This window comes from Pseudoflavonifractor sp. HNCC25GI2, assembly GCF_058136395.1.
In genome coordinates this window covers 482,465-500,453 of sequence record NZ_JBYUOW010000001.1, presented here as the reverse complement: position 1 = coordinate 500,453, position 17,989 = coordinate 482,465, and the positions used below count along the sequence as shown (strand labels likewise).

Sequence of the window (17,989 nt, the reverse complement as noted above, 5' to 3'; positions counted from 1 at the left end):
GACTTTTTCGTAAGAAATCGAGGCCCTTCTGGTGTGTAGCCCTGTTCGAACAAGCGGCATCGCCGCTTGTTCGAATGTATTAGGCGATGGGAGTGAAGCCTACGCTCTCAAAGACAGCGTCGGCCTCGTCCCCGGTGAGGTAGTCCAGAAAGGCCTGGGCCTCGTCCTGGTGAGCGCTTCCCTTCAGCACGGCGGCGGGGTAGATGACCTGGCCGCACATCTCAGCGGTGGCTCCGTCCACCACCTCCAGATTGGCGGAGAAGGCGTCGGTGGCGTAGATGATGCCGCAGTCTACGGCCCCCTCGCTCACCTGGGTGGTGACCTCCTTCACGTCGGAGCCGTAGGTGAGCACCCCGGCCTCGTTCAAAGCAGCCTCATCCAGGCCGTAGTAGGCAAAAATCTTCTGGGTGTACTGACCTACGGGCACGTCGCTGTTGCCCATGGCCAGGAACACGTCGCCGCTCGCCAGGAGCTCCGCCAGCTGGTCGAAGCTCTCAATGCCCTTGGGGTTGCCCTCGGGAACGGCCAGGGCCACCTTGTTCTCCAGCAGGTCGATGCGGCTGTCAGTGACAATGAGGTCGAGACCGTCGGGGTTCTTCTCGGTGTCGTCCATGAGGGAGCCGTCCATGGAGTTCATCTGCTTGGGGGCGGCGGAGATAAAGAGGTCACAGTCGGCGCCCTCCTTGATCTGGGTGAGCAGATCGCCGGAGGAGGCGAAGTTAAAGACCAGAGTGACGTTGGGGGCCACCTCTTTGTAAAGCTCGGCGATCTCCTCCAGGGTCTCAGTCATGGAGGCGGCGGCAAAGACCATCAGCTCCACGCCCTCCTTCTGGGAGGCGTCGCCGCTCTGGGAACTGGAGGCGTCGCTGCCGCTCTGAGCGGAGGACCCGGAGGTGCTGTTGGAGGAGCAGCCAGCCAGCAGACCGGCGGTGAGAACCAGGGCCAGGGCCCGGGTCAGAAAGGTGCGCAGTTTCATATTCATTCCTCTTTCTTTTTATACTCTGAAGCGGCAAACCGCACGTTCAGGCTCAGGATGGGCAGCGGCCGCTCTTGCGGCCAGGCAGGCGGGCGGCCCGGAACTGAATGAGCTCCGCCGCCACGCTGACGGCAATCTCCATGGGGGTCTCTCCGCCGATGGGCAGGCCGATGGGCAGATGGACGGCTTCGATCTGGGCAGGGGAGAAGCCCCGGCGCTCCAGCTCCTGCCGCACGAAGGCCAGCTTCTTCCGGCTGCCCATGCACCCCACGTAGCAGGGAGAGCAGGAGAGCACCTGGCACAGCACCTCCAAATCGGCCATGTGGCCCGGGGTCATCACCACCGCATAGTCCCGGGGGGTGAGGGAGACGGTGTCCCCGATGTGGTCAAAGGAGCCCAGCAGCACCTGGTGTACCCCGGGGAAGAGCTCCGGACGGGCCAGCTCGGGCCGGCTGTCCACCACCACCACCCGGAAGCCCACCTGGGCCAGCAGGGGACCCAGAGCCTGACCCACGTGGCCAGCACCAAAGAGATAGAGTACCCCATCCAGCCCCATGGGCTCGGTGTAGACGCCGTCCGCCAGCACCGGCCGGTCGCCGGGGCGGTCAGACAGGTCGGGGGGCAGCTCGCCCTCGCCCCAGACGGCAAGGCGGGGGACATCCCCCGTGCAGTCCAGCGCCAGGGTGCAGGGACTGCCCTGGGTGAGCAGCCCGGACAGCTTGTCCAGCTCAGGCAGGTCGTCGGGGGTGAGCAGCTGGAAGCACACGGTGGCCGCACCGCCGCACACCATGCCGGTGTTGCTGTCCGCGCCCCCCATGGTGTACTCCATCAGGCCGGGAACGTCCTCTCCGGCCAGCAGGCGCTTGGCCCGCTCTGTGGCCAGCCGCTCCGCCGATCCGCCGCCGATGGTGCCCAGGGCGCTGCCGTCCGGCCGCAGGGCCATCCGGGCGCCCGCTCCCCGGGGGGCGGAGCCCATGCTGCCCACCACGGTGCACAGCACAACCCGGCTGCCCTGGGCCAAATCCTCACGCAAGGTGTCAAACAGGGTCAAATCGTCCACAAATGGCACTCCTTACTGCAAATTACTGCAAAAAGATACGCTTGCCGCCCTCATAGGGGGCCACCCGGCCCACCAGCTGGGGGGCGGGCACCCGGCGGTCGGCCTTCAGGGCCTCCAGCAGGGCGAGGGCGTCCTCCGCCTCCACGGCCATCATCAGGCCGCCGGAGGTCTGGGGGTCGTAGAGAAGGTCCTGCACGGCCAGCTCCACATTTCCGCCGTCCACCCACGCCTCGGCGAAGTGGCGGTTTCGATAGAGCCCCGCGGGGAGCACCCCCAGCCGGGCCAGCTCCAGGGACTGGGGGATGAGCGTCAGCCCGGAGACGTCAATGTGAATCTGGGCCTCGCTGCCCTGGGCCATCTCCAGCAGGTGGCCCATCACGCCGAAGCCGGTGACGTCGGTGCAGGCGTGGACCCGGTACTGTACCATGATGTCCCGGGCGTATTTATTCAGGGTCATCATCAGCCCCTCCGCCATCCGGGCGGTGTCCTGGTCGCAGAGCTCCCCCTTGATGCCGGCGGTGAGTACGCCAATGCCGATGGGCTTGGTGTAGAGGAGTACGTCCCCGGGTTTGGCCCCGGAATTGGTGAGGAGCTTGTCCGGGTGGACAAAGCCGGTGACCGCCATGCCGTACTTAGGCTCCTTGTCGTAGATGCTGTGGCCGCCGGTGATGATGGCCCCGGCCTCGTAGGCCTTCTCATAGCCGCCCCGAAGGATGGCGTGGACCGCCTCCTTGGGCATGTCCTCGGGTACCGCCATCACGTTGAGGGCCAGCTTGGGCTCTCCGCCCATGGCGTACACGTCGGACAGGGCGTTGGCCGCGGCGATGGCCCCGAAGGTGTAGGGGTCGTCGGCGATGGGGGGGAAGAAGTCCACCGTCTGCACCAGGGCCAGCTCGTCGGAGAGCTTATAGACGGAGGCGTCGTCGCTGCGGTCGTAGCCCACCAGCAGGTTGGGGTCCTGGCGGACCTTCAGGCCCTCCAGCAGCTTGCACAGCTCCCCGGCCCCCACCTTGGCCCCGCAGCCGGCGCACTCAGCCAGCTTGGTCAGTTGAATGTTGTCCATGGTTTATCCCTCCAACCCGTGGGAGAAGTGGAGCAGGGCCTCCAGCACGCCGCCGCCCACCGCCAGGGCCTTGTCCGAGGCGGTGAGGCAGTGCTCCGGCTTGCACCGGGGGTCGATGTCTCCGCTCTTCATTCCTGTGTGTACGGGGACCCCCGCCTGGAGCAGTCCCCGCAGACAGCCGTCAATGGTGCACAGCATGGGCTGGCCGTTCACCATACCGGCCACGTCCCCGGCCTTCACCAGGGCGCCGATTTCCAGCTTGGGCTCAAAGATGCCGTCCGCCGGAGCCCGGAGCACCCGCTCCACCGTGTAGCCGCCGATGTTCCCGGGCACGCCGGTGTTGGGGATGGGGGAGCCAGTATAGAGGACCCGGCCCAGAGTGTGGCCGCGCATGGTCTCTACCGCGGCGTGGCAGTCCACCCCCGCGGTAAAGCCGGGGCCCACCCCGATGACCACCGGGGCCATGTCCATGCGGGTGCCCAGATTCTTCTTGGCCAGGATGGCGTCCACCAGCCCGTCGGGCTTCAACGCGGAGATGCAGGCCCCATCCGGGTCGGCCAGCACCGCCACGGTGCCCTGCAAGGTCAGCTCCAGCGCCTCCCGGGGGCTGTGGGCCAGCCGGGCGGTGACGTCCTCCACCTGCACCTCCCCCAGGCGGATCGCCTCGGAGAAGCACACCGTGCGCCGCACCGCCGTGGGCTGGGGCAGGTCGGTGAGAATGAGATGAATACCGGCGCGGTGAAGCCGCAGGGCAATGCCCGTGGCGATGTCCCCCGCGCCGCGAATGACAACCAGCATGGGACAGTTCCTCCTCTTCGTGTTACTTAAAGCATCAGTTCCAGGCAGTCGGAGCGGGAGAGCTCCGACACCTCCTCCAGCCGCCCGCGATCTGCGGGGGGCATGGCCCAGGCCAGACCGCAGTCGGCGGTGATGGTCACCGGGACGGGGATGATACGCCCGGGGATGCCCAGGGCTTGACACTGCCGCTCCCACTGGAGGGCGGCGGTGGTGGTGGGAAAGGTGATGACCAGGGTGGGCTTTTTTACTCGCATGGCTCTGCCATCTCCTTCAGGGCGGCCAGTGCCGCGTCAATGTCCGCCTCTCTGGTGTAATAGCCGAAGGAGAAGCGCAGGCAGCCCACATCCTGGGTGCCAAGAGCCCGGTGCATCCGGGGGGCACAGTGGATGCCGGGCCGGACGGCGATGTCGTAGTCCTGGGCCAGGGTGTCCGCCGCCGAGGCGGGGTCCCAGTCCTCCAGATTCAGGGCCACCACCGGCGCCCGGTCCCCGGAGAAGTCGCCGTACACCGTAACGCCGGGGATGCCGTTAAGCCCCTGAACAAAGCGACGGGTAAGGGCCAGCTCGTGGGCGTGGATGGTTCCCACCCCGGTGTCCAGAATGAAGTCCACCGCCGCCCCCAGCCCGGCCAGGCCGTGGCCGTTGAGGGTGCCCGCCTCCAAATGCTCGGGGTACTCCGCCGGCTGCTCCTCCTCAAAGGAGCGTACGCCGGTGCCGCCGGACACCAGCGGCCGCAGCTCCACCCGTGGGGCGACGCACAGTCCGCCGGTGCCCTGGGGGCCCATGAGCCCCTTGTGGCCGGTGAAGGCCAGAAGGTCAATGCCCATCTCCTCCATGGAAATGGGGGTGCTGCCTGCGGTCTGGGAGGCGTCCAGCAGAAAATAGAGGTTGTGCCTCCGGGCAAAGGAGGCTGCCCGCTCCACATCCAGCAGGTTGCCCGTCAGGTTGGAGGCGTGGGTGCACACCAGAAGCTTGGTGTTGGGCCGCACCAGCTCCTCAAGCCGCTCATACTGCAGCTGTCCCTGCCGGTCAGCGGGGAGAAAGTCCACTTCCACACCCCGTTCCCGGGCCAGCACATGGAGGGAACGCAGCACCGAGTTGTGGTCCCAGTCGGTGGCGATGACGTGGTCCCCCGGATTAAGAAGGCCAAAGAGGGCGGTGTTCAGAGCCTGGGTGGCGTTGGCGGTGAAGATGACCCGCTCGGGGTGGGAGAAGCCCAAGAGCCTGGCCAGGGCCTCTCGGGTCTGAAACACGGTGCGGGCGGCGGACATCTCGCCGGTGTGGCCGCCCCGGGCGCCGTTGCCCAGGTGGCTCATGGCCTCCACCACCGCCTGGGCCACACAGGGGGGCTTCTGGAGGGTGGTGGCGGCGTTGTTGAGGTAAATCATAGGGTGACCAGCCGGTCGGCAGTGGTGAGAATCTCCGCGATGCGGTACATGTTGGTGACGCTGCCGATGGCCAGCTTGTCTTTCAGACCGTAGTAGTCCAGGCAGGTGCCGCAGGTGAGAATCTCCGTCCCGGCCTCCTCCAGAGTCCGCAGGTCCTCCAGAGACTGGCTGCCCTCCACGGTGAGCTTGGCGCCGCCGTTGAAGAACAGCAGGGTGACGGGGGGAACCTCCAGCTGGGCCAGGGCATACAGAAAGCTCTTGATGAGGGCGCGGCCCAGCTCCTCGCTGCCCCGGCCCATCACATCGGTGCCAATGGCCACCACCGCGGCGGAGCCCATGGGGGCGCAGCAGCTGGGAGCCTCCTGGGGCTGGACGGAGGGGGCGGAGGCGGTGTTTCCATCCCCGATGCACACATGCCAGAAGTTGTCCTCCTGGGTCACAGCGGCGCTGCGGCCCTTCTGGGCGGCCATGCGCCGCAGGTTTTCCACCGCAGCCTCGTTGTCCACCAGTACATCCAGCTCCTCGCCCGCCTTCAGCTGGGCAAGGGCGTGCAGGGACAGAACCACCGGCTGGGGACAAGGCTTTCCTCTGGCATCTAATTTCATATTTCTCGCTCCCTATCTTGTACTTTTTAACGTTGTATTTTATAATAAACAACGATGAGTATTATACAATGTTTTCTCGCCCAAGTCAACGCGGAGACAGGGAAAAAGACAGGAGGGACACGGGGATGAAACTGGTGCCGTTTTTGAAGCCGGAACGGGGGATCACCGCCATAATTGGCAGCGGCGGAAAGACCACGCTGCTGCGCACTCTGGGGCAGGAACTGCCTGGCCGGGTCATTTTATGTACCACCACCCATATCATGCCCTTTGCCGGTATTCCCCTCTATACCGGCGAGTCGGCAGCGGAGCTGGCCGGGCTGCTGGCGGAGCACCCCATGGTGTGCGTGGGGCGGCCGGGACCAGAGGGTAAGCTCACAGTGCCAGCGCTGTCCATGAAGGCACTGATGGAGACGGCAGACTACGTGCTGGTGGAGGCCGATGGCTCCCGGCGTCTGCCCATCAAGGCCCACGCCTCCCACGAGCCGGTGATTCCCACGGAGAGCAAGCAGGTCATCTGCGTGGTGGGGGCCTCCGGCTTTGGACGAAGGGTGGAAGAGACGGTCCACCGCCCGGAGTTGTTCTGCCGCCTGACGGGGGCGGAACCGGGAGACGTGGTGACTCCGGCTTTGGCAGCCAAAGCCATTGCCCGGGAGGGGCTGGCCCGGCAGGTGTTTGTCAATCAGGTGGAGGAAGCGGAGGACTGGGCAGGGGCGGAGGAATTTGCCCGGGCCCTGGAGGACACCGGGATTTCCGTGACCGCCGGCAGCCTGCAAAGGGGCGTGTACCGGCAGCTGAAAGAATAAAAAGGGGAGAGAGCGTATGCTCTCTCCCCTTTTTGGTATGGAGTCAATCCTGATAAAGGCGCTTATAGTAGCCGCTGTAAAGGGCGGCGCAGGGGTTGTTGCCCAGCACCCGGTCCTTGGCCACCAGGGTGGTCACCGGGGCGTCGGAGTGGCGGGTAAAGAGGGCGTCGTGTCCCACGCACAGGCCGATGAGGATGTTCAGGTCGGTGTGGGCCCGGTTGAGGATTCTGGCCTGGAGGACGGGGTTGCACATGGTTTCCGGGCCGCCCCGGCAGATTTTGTCCTCCTCGGCGATGCCCATCTCGCTCTTGTCCTGGCCGCCCACTTTGCAGATCACGCTGACGTAGTCAATGCCATTGTGCTTGAGAATTTTGGCAAAGGTTCTGGCCTCCTCCACCAGACCCAGGCAGGAGGCGATGCCCACCTTTTGAAAGCCCATCTGCTTGATGAACAGCACAGTCTCCTCCACCCGGGTTTTCTGGCAGTAGTAGCGCCCCTCAATTTGGGCGGCGGTGCGGGCCATCCGCCCGTCCAGCGTGTCGCTGCCGTAGAGGCGGTCCAGCTCCTCCAGTTCTTCCGGGGTGGTCTCGTTTGTGGTGGTGCAGAAGCCGGGGTAGGCCTTATCCCGGTCCCGGCAGCTGAATAGGCCGCAGTCGGTGCAGCGGGGAAGGGTTTGTTCGTGCATAAAAATAGCCCCCTTTGGCGGAACGTCCATGGGTTCCGCCCAGTTTTCATAAAATGATTCCGCCCGCCGAAGCCCGTCAGGGAGCCCGGCGGGCGGAACAGAATGGATGCACTTAATTCCCTTGGGAATCTTCCGGGGAGAGGGAAGGCTGTCCCTGCTCCAACCGGACCTGAGTGTCCACGTCCTTGAGGTAGAGAAGGGCAAAGAGGTTCTCCGTCACCGGCTCCCGGAAGGAGTGGGCCACCAGCTCCACCCAGCGCCAGCGGTCGTTTACAAGGCGCTGGTAGCGGATGCGCTGAATCTCCTTGCCGTCGGCAAAGACCGTTTTCCAATCCTTGGAGCGGAAAAATTCCTGGCTGGCCGGATCCAACAAAAGAAGCTCGTCCTTGGCGCGGCGCTTCATAAACTGCAGAAGGCTCTCCTTGCCACGGCGGTATTCCCGCTGACAGTTTGCCCAAAGTCCGCCGGAAGCCTTGATGGCACCGCTCTCCAGATCCACCTCCACGTAGGCGATGGTCTCGGACAGGCTGGCGCGGTAGAATTCCCGCACCCGCATCAGCTCCAGCTCGGTGATGCGCTGCTGCCCGGCGGGGTCCAGCAGCACCAGAATGGTGTGGCGGTCCTGGCCCTTGCGGCCCAGATGGCGTGTCTTCAGCCGGAACCACTCGTACTCGCCGGATTTGCCCTTGAGCAGCAGCTCCAGGCCCTCCTGCTCCTCCTGCTGGTCCACGCTGCGGAACAGGGACTGGAACTTGTCCACAAAGTGGGGGTGGACCATCTCGGCGTCCAGCCAGCACTGGGGGAAGTTCTCCTCGTGCTCGGCCTCGCCCGCCAGCAGCTTCCGCTTGGTGTGGAAATAGATGGTACCCCGGCGCTCGTTGAATTCAAAGAGCTCGCCCCGGGAGTCGTCGGTAAAGAACCGGGGGCGCTCCATGGTGTTTACAATCCGGTGGTACCCCTGCAGACAGACGGTTCCGTCCTGGTTGTTCTCCCGCACGCCGGTACAGCGTACAATGACTTCGCCCATGGAGGGGTGAACCCAGGTGTATTCCAGCTGGACCACCTTGCCGCAGGAGGCCATTTGCTCCACGGCGAGATTGACATAGTGGTAGTAGCCGTCGCTGATCCGGCTGTACCAGTAGCGATAGCAGTCCTGGGGGGACAGCTCCCGATCCAGTCCCAGGACGGTGCGCATGGTCTCGTCCACAAACATCTCATAGACCTTGTGCTCCCGATCCATGCGAATGACCCACAGGCCAACCTCGGTGGCCTTCAGGATGTCATGATAGTGGAGATTCAGCAGCTCACTCAGCCGTTCCGCCGTCTCATTGTGGCGGAACCGGTTGGCCACAAACAGGGTGAGCATACGGATAAGGGCGTCGTCCTGGGCACAGCGCCGGGGATTGTCCACGCCCAGGAAACCCACCAGGCGGTGCCCCTGCTTGATAGGCACCGCAATCAGCCGGCAGATACCCTGCCGGTTAAGGGTGTTCCACTCACCGGGATCGGTCTCCCGCAGGTCATCCACATTGGGGATGAGAACGGTGCGATCGGAGCGGAAAATTCCAAGCCAACGGTTCAGAGCGAGGCTGGATACTCCCTGGAGGGTTTCCCGTTCCGGGGACACGCCCACCCGGCACCACTCGTGGGTGTTGTTCCAGCCCTCCGAATTCTGGGTGGTGGGCTCAAAGATGTAGGCGCGGTCAGCCTGGTAGAATTCGCCCACCTGGGCCAGGAGCCGCTGCGTGGCCGTGTCCATGCCGCTCTCTTCAGCCAGAGCCTGGGCACTGGTCAGCACGCTGCGGGCAAAGTCCAGCTTTTCCTGGATGCCCTGGCTGACCACCTCCTGATCGGTGACATCCATGGCAATTTCCAGCCGGGCCATATGGCCCTTCCATTGAATGAGCTTGTCCTTCAGCAGGAAGTGCCGGCCCCAGACCGGGTTATTCCGTTCCCAGATATAGAAACGGTCCCGCTTCAAATAGTCGTTGGTACAAAATTCGCAGGGCTCGTCCCGGTTTTGGAGGACTTTGTAGCACTTACGGCCCTTGTAGTCATGAATTCCCGTCAGCTTCTGCCCGGCCCCGTTGAGGTAATAGAGGTCGTAGGTGCTCAGATCGCTGACGTATACAATTTCGTCCAGGGCATCCAGAACGGTTTCCGGAGTGGCGTCCCGCACCGGCTGCTCTGCTCCTGCAGCGGCAGAGCAGCGGCTGGAATCGGCTAGAGCCCCAAACAGCTGCCGGCACATATGGGACTCCTGGTCCGGGGAGGACAGGTAAGAGGCCTCAAATTGTTCCGGCGTACAGGGGCGGTCAAACAGGAAGCCCTGAAGCAGGTCGGGCCGGAGCTGCTCCAGCGCCGCCAGCTCCTCACGGGTCTCCACACCCTCGCAGCACACGCGGATTTGAGCGGCCCGGGCCAGCTCCACCATGTTGCTTAAAAGCCGGTAGTTATAGGTGCTGTGCTGAATCCCGCTGACAAAGCAGCGGTCAATTTTAATCTCGCTGATATCGAGACTTTTCAGATAGCCCAGGCTGGAATATCCGGTGCCGAAATCGTCCACCGAAATTTCAATGCCCGCCTTTTTCCACTGATAGAAGATACGGTTAAAGGTGGGGTAATCCTGCAGCTGAACGCTCTCGGTTACCTCCAGAGTCAGGGCATCTCCGGGCAGGCCGCTGCGCTCCAGGGCGTCCAGCACCACCTGGGCCGCGTTTTCCTGGGAGAGCTGAGCGTAGGAGATGTTGACGCTGACGTGCAGCTGGGGCAGCTTGGAGCGCCACTGGCGGCACTGTGCCAGGGACTGCTCCAGCACCCACAGGCCCACCGGGCAGATAAGACCGGTCTGCTCCAGAATGGGAATGAATTCCGCGGGGCTGATGGCGCCGCGGGTGGGGGAGGTGTAGCGCAGAAGCGCCTCCACGCCGAAAATCTGGTAATTTACGGACTGGATCTGGGGCTGGTAGCACAGGGAGAAGCCGGGAAACCCCTGTTGAACGCTGGTTTGAAGCTCCTCCTGCAGCTCCAGCGTGGACAGGCGCTGGGCGTAATCGGAAGGGGAGAAGAACGCAAGGGTATTTTTGCCCAGACGCTTGGCGCGGTCCAGGGCGGCTTCAGCATACTGGCACAGGGTGTTGGGATCCACGGCGGCGTTGCCGTAGAAGGCCGCCACACCGGCGGAGAGTGTGCAGTACTCCGACACCCGTTCCCGAACCTGGTTATAGACCTGTTCGGTACGGGCCTTGTCTGCCTGGGTCAGTACGGCGGCAAAGCAGTCCCCGTTCAGACGGTACACCCGGCAGCGGTTGTCCAGGGCACCCTCAAGAGATTCCGCCACCAGACACAAAAGCCGGTTGCCAGCCTCACGCCCGTGGCGGATGTTGATGGTTTTCAGATTATCAATGCCCAGCAGAAGGAGAAGCCCACTCATGTGTGCTTCCAGAATTTCGTTCAGATCCTCCGGAAGCTTCAGGGCGTTAAAGACGTTGGTAAGGGGATCGACCTTTCGATCCAGAATGGTATCGGAAACTCGTCCGATCATCATCACGGGCGTTCCGTTGCTGTCCAGCTGGCTGCGGCCCTGGCAGCCAACCCAGACCCGGTGCCCATCCCGATCTACCAAGCGGTACTCCAAATCGTGTTCCAGCTTGATCCCCTGACGAATCTCGTCCAGTTCCTTTTTCAGGAGGGGCCGGTCATATTCATAGACAATCTGGTTCCAGTCCTCCAGCGTGCACAGGGAATCCTCCTGCATGTGCAGCGCAAAGCGGCGGTTTACCGGACCGAAAAAGTGGAGCGTATCCGATTGAAATTCCCACAGAAAAAGGAAATCCTGGCTGCTCTGACCCAAAAAGCGCAGGACTTCCAGTCTTGTATCCAGTTTTTTGTCATCCATATTGGACGTTTGACTAAAGGGCAACGAAATCGCCTCTCTCCGCGGCTCGCACAGCCAAGATTTTTGATGGGAAGAGTTGCAGTGTCTGACCCTGTATGCGCGGTGCTGACCGCGGTAAGCGGGCAGCCAGAAAAATTGAGAAGAAACACCCGTTTTCTGGGGAGATGAGGGAAAAGGTCCCTGTATTCTATCATTTTTCGGCAATACTTTCCAGAAACTTATTAGCCTATTATAGGACAAAATGCGAGAGAATGCAAGCGTACGAAAGACACCAGGAAAAATATACCAGACCAAAAAATGACGCTTTTCCCAGCGAAAATCGGTCCGAGGCGGAGCCTGGAGGAAAGGTCTGGCAGAAGGTATGCACGCTGACTTATATAAAGAATCGGAGCAAGCGATATGACGCTTGCTCCGAGAAATGGCACCCCGAACTGGATTCGAACCAGCGGCCTTCCGCTTAGGAGGCGGACGCTCTATCCTGCTGAGCTATCGGGGCAACTAAAGGCTCTCCTATTTTAGCCCAGGCGGGAAACGGTGTCAACGGGCAAATTCCCGCCGGATATCCGGCCAAAATGACCGACTGTCCCAAAGGACTGGACGCGGGATATGGAAAGCGGCTATACTGAAGCCAGAGCAAGAGAAAGGGAGAAAAGGGGGCGGAGCCGGAATGGAAGTGGAGCTGAAGGTGGAGCCCGGGCGGAAGGAGCCCAAGGTCATTATCCTGGCCGGAGAGGACAGCCGGGAGCTTCAGCAGCTGGTGCAGGAGCTGTCGGGACTGGCGCTGAGCCCCATTCAGGTCCGGGAGGGGGAACAGACCCGGCTGCTGCCCCAGAAAGATTTCCTCCGCTTTTATACGGACGGAAAGGGCGTGGCCGCCCAGACGGCGGAGGGCGTGTATACGGTGGGGCTTCGCCTCTATGAGCTGGAGGAGCGGCTGGACCGGCGGCGGTTTGTGCGCATTTCCAATTCGGAGATTGTGAACCTGGACCAGGTGACCGCCCTGGATTTGTCCCTGGCCGGCACCATCCGTATGACCCTCACCGGCGGAATTCACGCCTATGTGTCCCGGCGGTACGTGAAGAAAATCAAGGAGACGCTGCAGCTGGAAAGGAGGCGGAAGGGATGAGTGCAGAAAAAAAGAGCGGGCGGATTCGGATGCTGGCAGGCGGCGTGCTGGGCCTGCTGGTGGGAATCGTCCTGGTGCCCTACATCATGTACAGCCGGGAGTGCCCTCCCCTGGCCCTGATAGCCTGTATGGGACTGGGCGCTATGGCCGGTCTGGCCACCCAGCCCTTTGCGGAGAGTGGCCGGGAACTGCTTCTGCGGTCCGGCGGCCACTTTATCATCACCGCTGCCTTTTTTGCCCTGCTGGTGGTGGAGCTGGACATGGCCTCGGGCTGGGCTGAGGTGCTGTTCTGGGAGGGCCTGTTGGGCCTTCTGTATCTCCTGATCTGGCTGGGGCGGTGGATTGGCTGGTATGCGGAGGTGTCCCAGCTGCGGGAGCTGCTGGGACTGGACCCTGGCCCCACACCTTTGAAGTGGAGAGAGACCCTGCCCTACCTGCCCTTTGTCCTTCTTTTGTGCACGGCGGCTCCCCTGGCGCTGCGGGGCATTGAGCGGGCAATGGGAACGGATATCCCCGCTCTCACAGGCATTATTTATCCCATGCTGATTCTGCCCGTGGCCAGCTTCTGCGTGGGGCTCTCCCTGGGCAAGCGGCGGGGCCTGTGTCCCCTGTTTCCAGCGGCCTGTTTTGTGTGCTATTTGCTTGTGGTGTTTGTCCTTTACAATTCTTCGGCCTTGTTTCACTGCTTCCTGACGGCGGTTCCCGCCCTGGGGGGCAATCTGCTGGGCCTTTGCTTGCGGCGTGTCCGCCCGACAGGAGGATAATATGAGTCCAGAACTCTTTATTGCGCTGGTGTTTGTGGGACCCGGTGTAGCTGCCTTCGGACTGGAGTGCCTGATGTTCCGCCTGACCCGGCATCGCTTCTGGCCCCTTCGCCTTCTGCCGGTGGCCCTCCTTGCACTCCCGGCCGCACGGGTGTGGGAGGCATGGCGGTACGGAGGCCCCTTCAGTCCGCTGGCCCTTCTGGGCTGGAAGATTGTGACCCTGTCCATGGTGCTGGGGCTGGTGCTGGGCAGTTTGGTTGGATTCCTCTGGGCAAAGCGGAGCTGAAATATGGCTTGTCCTTTTTATAGACAGAACAGAAACGAGGCTCCCCCGCGTTTCAGCGGGGGAGCCTCGCTGCATGTTGGAATATACGCTCAGGACAGCTGGAACTGTCCGGTGTAGAGCCGGTAATAGCGGCCCTGCTTCTCCAGCAGCTCCTCGTGGTCGCCCTTTTCCTCGATTTCCCCGTGCTCGATAACCACAATGCAGTTGGAGTTGCGCACGGTGGACAGGCGGTGGGCAATGACGAACACCGTCCGGCCCTCCATGAGGGCGTCCATGCCCTTCTGGATGAGCGCTTCGGTACGGGTGTCGATGGAGGAGGTGGCTTCGTCCAGAATCATCACCGGCGGGTCGGCCACAGCCGCCCGGGCGATGGCCAGCAGCTGACGCTGGCCCTGGGAGAGGTTGGCGCCGTCCCCGGTGACCATGGTCTGGTAGCCGTTGGGCAGGCGGCGGATGAAGGAGTGGGCATTGGCGCTCTTGGCGGCGGCAATGCACTGCTCGTCGGTGGCGTCCAGCCGGCCGTAGCGGATGTTGTCCATGATGGTGCCGGTGAAGAGGTGGGTGTCCTGGAGCACCGCGCCCAAGGAGCGGCGCAGGTCATCCTTCCGGATGGACTTCACGTCGATGCCGTCGTAGGTGATAAGGCCGCCTTCAATTTCGTAGAAGCGGTTGATGAGGTTGGTAATGGTGGTCTTGCCTGCGCCGGTGGAGCCCACAAAGGCGATCTTCTGGCCGGGGTTGGCGTACACGCTGACGTCGTGGAGGATCTGCTTGCCCGGGACGTAGGAGAAGTCCACGTGGGAGAAGCGGACCGCGCCGGTGAGCTCGGTGTAGGTGAAGTCCTCGCCCTCCTTGCAGCGCACCGCGCCGCGGATGGGGTGCAGGCCCACGGTGCCGTCGGGGCCGGGGTACTTCCAGGCCCAGCCGGTGTTGGCACCGCCCTGGTCAGAGTCCCGGGGCAGCTCCACCGCCGTCTTGTCCGGCAGATTCAGCACCCGCACTAGCTCCATGGGACAGCTCTTGGGTACCTTCCAGGCCCAGGTGCCGGTACGGCCCTCCTCGAAGGGAATGGGGGTGAGCAGTCCGTTTTCCTTCCGGGCCCGGACCAGGGTGATGGTGCCCTCGTCCACCTCGGGCTGGGTGTCCATGACCTCGAAGATGCGCTCGGCGCCAGCCAGAGCGGACAGGAGAGTGGTCATCTGCTGGGAGATCTGGTTGAGGGGCTGGCCCACCTGCTTGGAGTAGTTGAGGTAGACCACAAGGCCGCCCAAGTCAAAGCCCTGGAGGACGGACAGCAGGCCGCCCACCGCGGAGGTGAGGGCGTAGCTGATGTTCATCAGGTTGCCGGAGACGGGCATGATCATGGTGGAGTAGAAGTTGGCCTTCTGGGCGGCATCCCGGTAGGCGTCGTTGAGCACCTTGAAGTCGGCCTTGGCCTGATCCTCGTGAGTGAAGGCCTTGACTACTTTCAGTCCCTCGATCATCTCCTGGATGTTGCCGTTGACCTGCCCCAGAGCGGACTGCTGCTGCTGATAGTAGCGGCGGCTGCGGCCGCCCAGCTTCTTGAAGAGGGTCATGGTGAGGACCAGGATGAGGGCGGTGACGATGAAGAGCTTCCAGTTGATGAAGAGCATCATGGCCACCAGACCCACGAACATGAGGCAGCTGGAGCACATAGAGACCACGCTCTGCTCCAGGGCCAGCTGCACGTTGTCCGCGTCATTGGTGAAGCGGCTCATGAGCTCGCCGTGGGGATGCTTGTCAAAGTAGCTCAGGGGCAGGCTCTGGAGCTTGTCGAAGAGCTCGCCGCGCAGGCGGTTGACGCCCCGCTGGGCCAGCCGCACCATGGCGGCGGACTGGCAGTAGGTGGCCACACAGCCGATGAGGTAGATGCCGATGAGCTGGAGGATGGCCAGAGCCAGGCCGGAGAAGTCGGTGCAGCCCGACCAGATGAAGTTGTTGATGATGCCGCGCATCATATAGGAGCCGCCGATGTTGGAGCATACGGAGACAAGCAGGCACAGCAGGACAAACAGCAGCGGCAGCTTGCTCCGGGTGAGATAGCCCACCAGACGGGTGACGGTCTTGCCCAGATTCTTGGGCTTCTGATAGCCCCCGCGGGGGGCACGATTGGGTCCCGGCATTATTCCTGCACCCCCTGTTGCTGAGATTGATAGATTTCCTGATAGATTTCGTTGCTGGCCAGCAGCTCCTCATGGGTGCCTTGACCCACAATGTGGTCGTCATCCAGAATGAGGATCTCATCGGCATACTGGACCGAGGAGATACGCTGGGCGATGATGATGACGGTGGTGTCCTTCAGGTTCCGGGCGAAGGACTCCCGGATGGCAGCCTCCGTAGCGGAGTCCACAGCGGAGGTGGAGTCGTCCAGAATGAGGATGGCGGGCTTGCGCAGCATAGCGCGGGCAATACAGAGCCGCTGCTTCTGACCGCCGGAGACATTTACGCCGCCCTGGTCCAGGTAGGTGTCGAAGCCGTCGGGGAAGGACATGATGAAGTCGTAGGCCTGGGCGTCCTTGGCCGCCTGGATGATCTCCTCCTCGGTGGCGTCGGGGTTGCCCCAGAGGAGGTTTTCCCGGATGGTGCCAGTGAAGAGGACGTTGGTCTGGAGCACCATGCCGATGCGGCTGCGCAGCTCCTCCAGGGGATAGTCCCGCACGTCCACTCCGTCCACCAGCACCTGTCCGCCGGTGACGTCGTAGAAGCGGGGGATGAGGTTCACCAGGGAGGACTTGCCGGTGCCGGTGCCGCCTACGATGGCCACAAACTGGCCGGGCTTAACGGTGAAGCTGATGTGAGAGAGCACGTCGTCACCGCTGCCCGAGGTCACATACTTGAAGGAGACGTCCCGGAACTCCACTTCACCCCGGGGAGCGGGAAGCTGGGTCTGAGCGGCGGTGTCTTTGTCCTCCACGGAGGGCTCGGTGTTCAACACCTCGTTAATCCGGTGAGCGCAGGCCTGGGCACGGGAGAGCTGCAGGAGGGACATGGCCACCATCATCACGCTCATGAGGATCTGGAAGATGTAGTTGATGAAGGCCTGCAGCTGGCCCAGATCAAAGGTAGCACCCATGACCATCCGGCCGCCGAAGTACAAAACAGCCACAGTGGCGCCGTTCATGGCCAGCATCATCACCGGCAGAATGGCGATGATCCGCAGGCCTACGGCCAGGGCGGCGTTCATCAGATCGTCGTTGGCCTTCTTGAACTTTTTGCGCTCGTGGTCCTCCCGAACGAAGGCCTTCACCACACGGATGGCCACCAGGTTTTCCTGAAGGGTGTTGTTCAGACCGTCGATCTTGGTCTGCATCACCTCAAAGAGCTTGGTGCACATCTTCATCAGAATGCCGATGACCAGTACCATCAGGGGAATGACCACCAACAGGATCAGGGCCAGCCGGGCGTTGAGGGTGACACTGATGATGACGGCAGCCACCAGCATCACGGGGGCGCGGACCAGCATGCGAAGGCCCATGGCCAGCATCATGGTCATGGCGTTTACGTCGTTGGTCATGCGGGTGATGAGGGAGGCGGAGGAGAAACGGTCGATGTCGGCAAAGGAAAACTCCTGCACCTTATCAAAAAGACACTGGCGCAGGTTGCCGCCGAAGCCCTGGCTGGCAAAGGCGGCGTACTTGGCCGCCAGTACGCCGCAGAGCATGGAAATTCCGGCCAGGAGCAGCATGATGGCGCCCATCTGGAAGATATACTGCACGTCTCCCGAGGGGATAGCCGTATCCACAATTTCGGCCATGACCAGGGGGAGCAGCAGCTCACAGATGACCTCCAGAATGATGAGAATGGGCGCCTTGACGGCGTCCTTCTTGTAGCCCTGGAGGTGGGTCATAAACAGGGAAAACAAGTCAGGGTTCCTCCTTTTTTGCGGGTGATTTGGGCTCGTCGCCCAGAAGGTTGCGGAGCATCCTCTGTCGGAAGGCCAGCAGCTGCTCCTGCTCGGCGGGGGTGAAGCCGTCCAGCATGCGCCGGGAGACCGACTCCAGCGCATTCTGGCAGGCGGCCACCGCTTGCCGGCCCTTTTCAGTCAGCAGCACCTGGTTGCGCCGGGCGTCGCCGGGGCCGGGCCTGCGCTGGACGTAGCCGCCCTTTTCCAGAGATTTTAACGAGTTTGCCACGGCGGCGGGGGAGATATGCAGAAGCTCGGCCAGCTCCCGCTGGGCGTGGCAGAAGCCGTCCGCATCCTCCTGGCAGGAGCCATGGAGAATGGCCAGCAGCATGGGGTGTCCGATTTCGCCCAGACCTGCCGCAGCCAGCTCCGCCTGCACCGCGGCGCGGTGGGCCTGATTGAGCTGCCGGGTGAGCAGCTCCATCTCACGGGGAGATACCATTGACGCGCCTCCTTTCTTGGATGATGGAAAATGGGCTCTTTTTAAAATGTTAACCCATTAACGGTTAATGCGTGAACCATTGTAGCATTGGAAGAGAGAAAGTCAAGAGCTTCCCGTCGGGGTTCAAAATTTGTTTACACTTTTTGCCGGAGTGCCCAAAGGGGCCTGAAA

General features: G+C 62.6%; 16 protein-coding genes and 1 tRNA gene. 4 read left to right on the top strand and 13 right to left on the bottom strand.

Translation table 11 applies throughout. From position 1 onward, the window contains the following. Positions 1 to 79: 79 nt before the first annotated feature. Genes modA through yedF form a run of 7 tightly spaced genes read right to left on the bottom strand, consistent with a single transcriptional unit; the run spans position 80 to position 5,889 of the window. Positions 80 to 976 (bottom strand): molybdate ABC transporter substrate-binding protein, encoded by an 897-nt coding sequence (gene modA, locus AC3YUO_RS02360; protein WP_489961434.1) that lies wholly within the window; start codon positions 974 to 976, stop codon positions 80 to 82. 52 nt (positions 977 to 1,028) lie between these two features. Next, entirely contained in the window at positions 1,029 to 2,036 is a 1,008-nt protein-coding gene (locus AC3YUO_RS02355; protein WP_489961433.1) for an XdhC family protein, read from the bottom strand. A gap of 22 nt (positions 2,037 to 2,058) precedes the next feature. Continuing rightward, on the bottom strand, positions 2,059 to 3,099 hold the full coding sequence (gene selD, locus AC3YUO_RS02350) for a selenide, water dikinase SelD (RefSeq protein WP_489961432.1): 1,041 nt from the start codon (positions 3,097 to 3,099) through the stop codon (positions 2,059 to 2,061). Positions 3,100 to 3,102: 3 nt separating this feature from the next. Then, positions 3,103 to 3,897, bottom strand: a complete 795-nt coding sequence (yqeB, locus tag AC3YUO_RS02345) for a selenium-dependent molybdenum cofactor biosynthesis protein YqeB (RefSeq protein ID WP_489961431.1) — start codon at positions 3,895 to 3,897, stop codon at positions 3,103 to 3,105. Positions 3,898 to 3,923: 26 nt separating this feature from the next. Next, the gene (locus AC3YUO_RS02340; protein WP_489961430.1) at positions 3,924 to 4,151 is read right to left on the bottom strand and encodes a putative Se/S carrier protein; all 228 of its coding nucleotides are present in this window, start codon (positions 4,149 to 4,151) and stop codon (positions 3,924 to 3,926) included. Further along, positions 4,142 to 5,284, bottom strand: a complete 1,143-nt coding sequence (locus AC3YUO_RS02335) for an aminotransferase class V-fold PLP-dependent enzyme (protein ID WP_489961429.1) — start codon at positions 5,282 to 5,284, stop codon at positions 4,142 to 4,144. The genes AC3YUO_RS02340 and AC3YUO_RS02335 overlap by 10 nt, the downstream gene beginning before the upstream one ends. Further along, a complete protein-coding gene (gene yedF, locus AC3YUO_RS02330; protein ID WP_489961428.1) occupies positions 5,281 to 5,889 on the bottom strand; it encodes a sulfurtransferase-like selenium metabolism protein YedF in 609 nt (202 codons plus the stop codon). Before yedF ends, AC3YUO_RS02335 begins: the two co-directional genes overlap by 4 nt. Before the next feature lie 125 nt (positions 5,890 to 6,014). Here yedF and yqeC point away from each other — a divergent pair, with 125 nt between their 5' ends. Beyond that, the gene (gene yqeC, locus AC3YUO_RS02325; protein ID WP_489961427.1) at positions 6,015 to 6,692 is read left to right on the top strand and encodes a selenium cofactor biosynthesis protein YqeC; all 678 of its coding nucleotides are present in this window, start codon (positions 6,015 to 6,017) and stop codon (positions 6,690 to 6,692) included. A 43-nt stretch (positions 6,693 to 6,735) separates the two neighbouring features. On the opposite strand, the gene AC3YUO_RS02320 is transcribed toward yqeC, so the two are convergent. From AC3YUO_RS02320 to AC3YUO_RS02310, 3 genes are all read right to left on the bottom strand, one after another. Then, positions 6,736 to 7,377: a DUF1847 domain-containing protein gene (locus AC3YUO_RS02320; RefSeq protein ID WP_489961426.1), complete on the bottom strand. Its 642-nt coding sequence runs from the start codon at positions 7,375 to 7,377 to the stop codon at positions 6,736 to 6,738. Between the two features lie 112 nt (positions 7,378 to 7,489). Further along, positions 7,490 to 11,275 (bottom strand): EAL domain-containing protein, encoded by a 3,786-nt coding sequence (locus AC3YUO_RS02315; protein WP_489961425.1) that lies wholly within the window; start codon positions 11,273 to 11,275, stop codon positions 7,490 to 7,492. A 419-nt stretch (positions 11,276 to 11,694) separates the two neighbouring features. Continuing rightward, positions 11,695 to 11,771, bottom strand: a tRNA-Arg gene (locus tag AC3YUO_RS02310). 171 nt (positions 11,772 to 11,942) lie between these two features. On the opposite strand from AC3YUO_RS02310, the gene AC3YUO_RS02305 reads away from it, so the two are divergent. Genes AC3YUO_RS02305 through AC3YUO_RS02295 form a run of 3 tightly spaced genes read left to right on the top strand, consistent with a single transcriptional unit; the run spans position 11,943 to position 13,451 of the window. After that, positions 11,943 to 12,401 (top strand): LytTR family DNA-binding domain-containing protein, encoded by a 459-nt coding sequence (locus tag AC3YUO_RS02305; protein ID WP_489961424.1) that lies wholly within the window; start codon positions 11,943 to 11,945, stop codon positions 12,399 to 12,401. Then, entirely contained in the window at positions 12,398 to 13,165 is a 768-nt protein-coding gene (locus tag AC3YUO_RS02300; RefSeq protein ID WP_489961423.1) for a DUF3021 family protein, read from the top strand. The genes AC3YUO_RS02305 and AC3YUO_RS02300 overlap by 4 nt, the downstream gene beginning before the upstream one ends. Before the next feature lies 1 nt (position 13,166). Beyond that, complete coding sequence (locus AC3YUO_RS02295) at positions 13,167 to 13,451, top strand: hypothetical protein (protein WP_489961422.1); 285 nt, start codon at positions 13,167 to 13,169, stop codon at positions 13,449 to 13,451. A gap of 89 nt (positions 13,452 to 13,540) precedes the next feature. Here AC3YUO_RS02295 and AC3YUO_RS02290 read toward each other — a convergent pair whose 3' ends face one another. From AC3YUO_RS02290 to AC3YUO_RS02280, 3 genes are read right to left on the bottom strand one after another with little or no spacing between them, the layout of a single operon-like run. Then, positions 13,541 to 15,595, bottom strand: coding sequence for an ABC transporter ATP-binding protein (locus tag AC3YUO_RS02290; RefSeq protein ID WP_489961421.1), 2,055 nt, complete (start codon positions 15,593 to 15,595; stop codon positions 13,541 to 13,543). Continuing rightward, the gene (locus AC3YUO_RS02285) at positions 15,595 to 17,334 is read right to left on the bottom strand and encodes an ABC transporter ATP-binding protein (protein ID WP_489961420.1); all 1,740 of its coding nucleotides are present in this window, start codon (positions 17,332 to 17,334) and stop codon (positions 15,595 to 15,597) included. The genes AC3YUO_RS02290 and AC3YUO_RS02285 overlap by 1 nt, the downstream gene beginning before the upstream one ends. A gap of 1 nt (position 17,335) precedes the next feature. Next, on the bottom strand, positions 17,336 to 17,818 hold the full coding sequence (locus tag AC3YUO_RS02280; protein ID WP_489961419.1) for a MarR family winged helix-turn-helix transcriptional regulator: 483 nt from the start codon (positions 17,816 to 17,818) through the stop codon (positions 17,336 to 17,338). Positions 17,819 to 17,989: the final 171 nt, after the last annotated feature.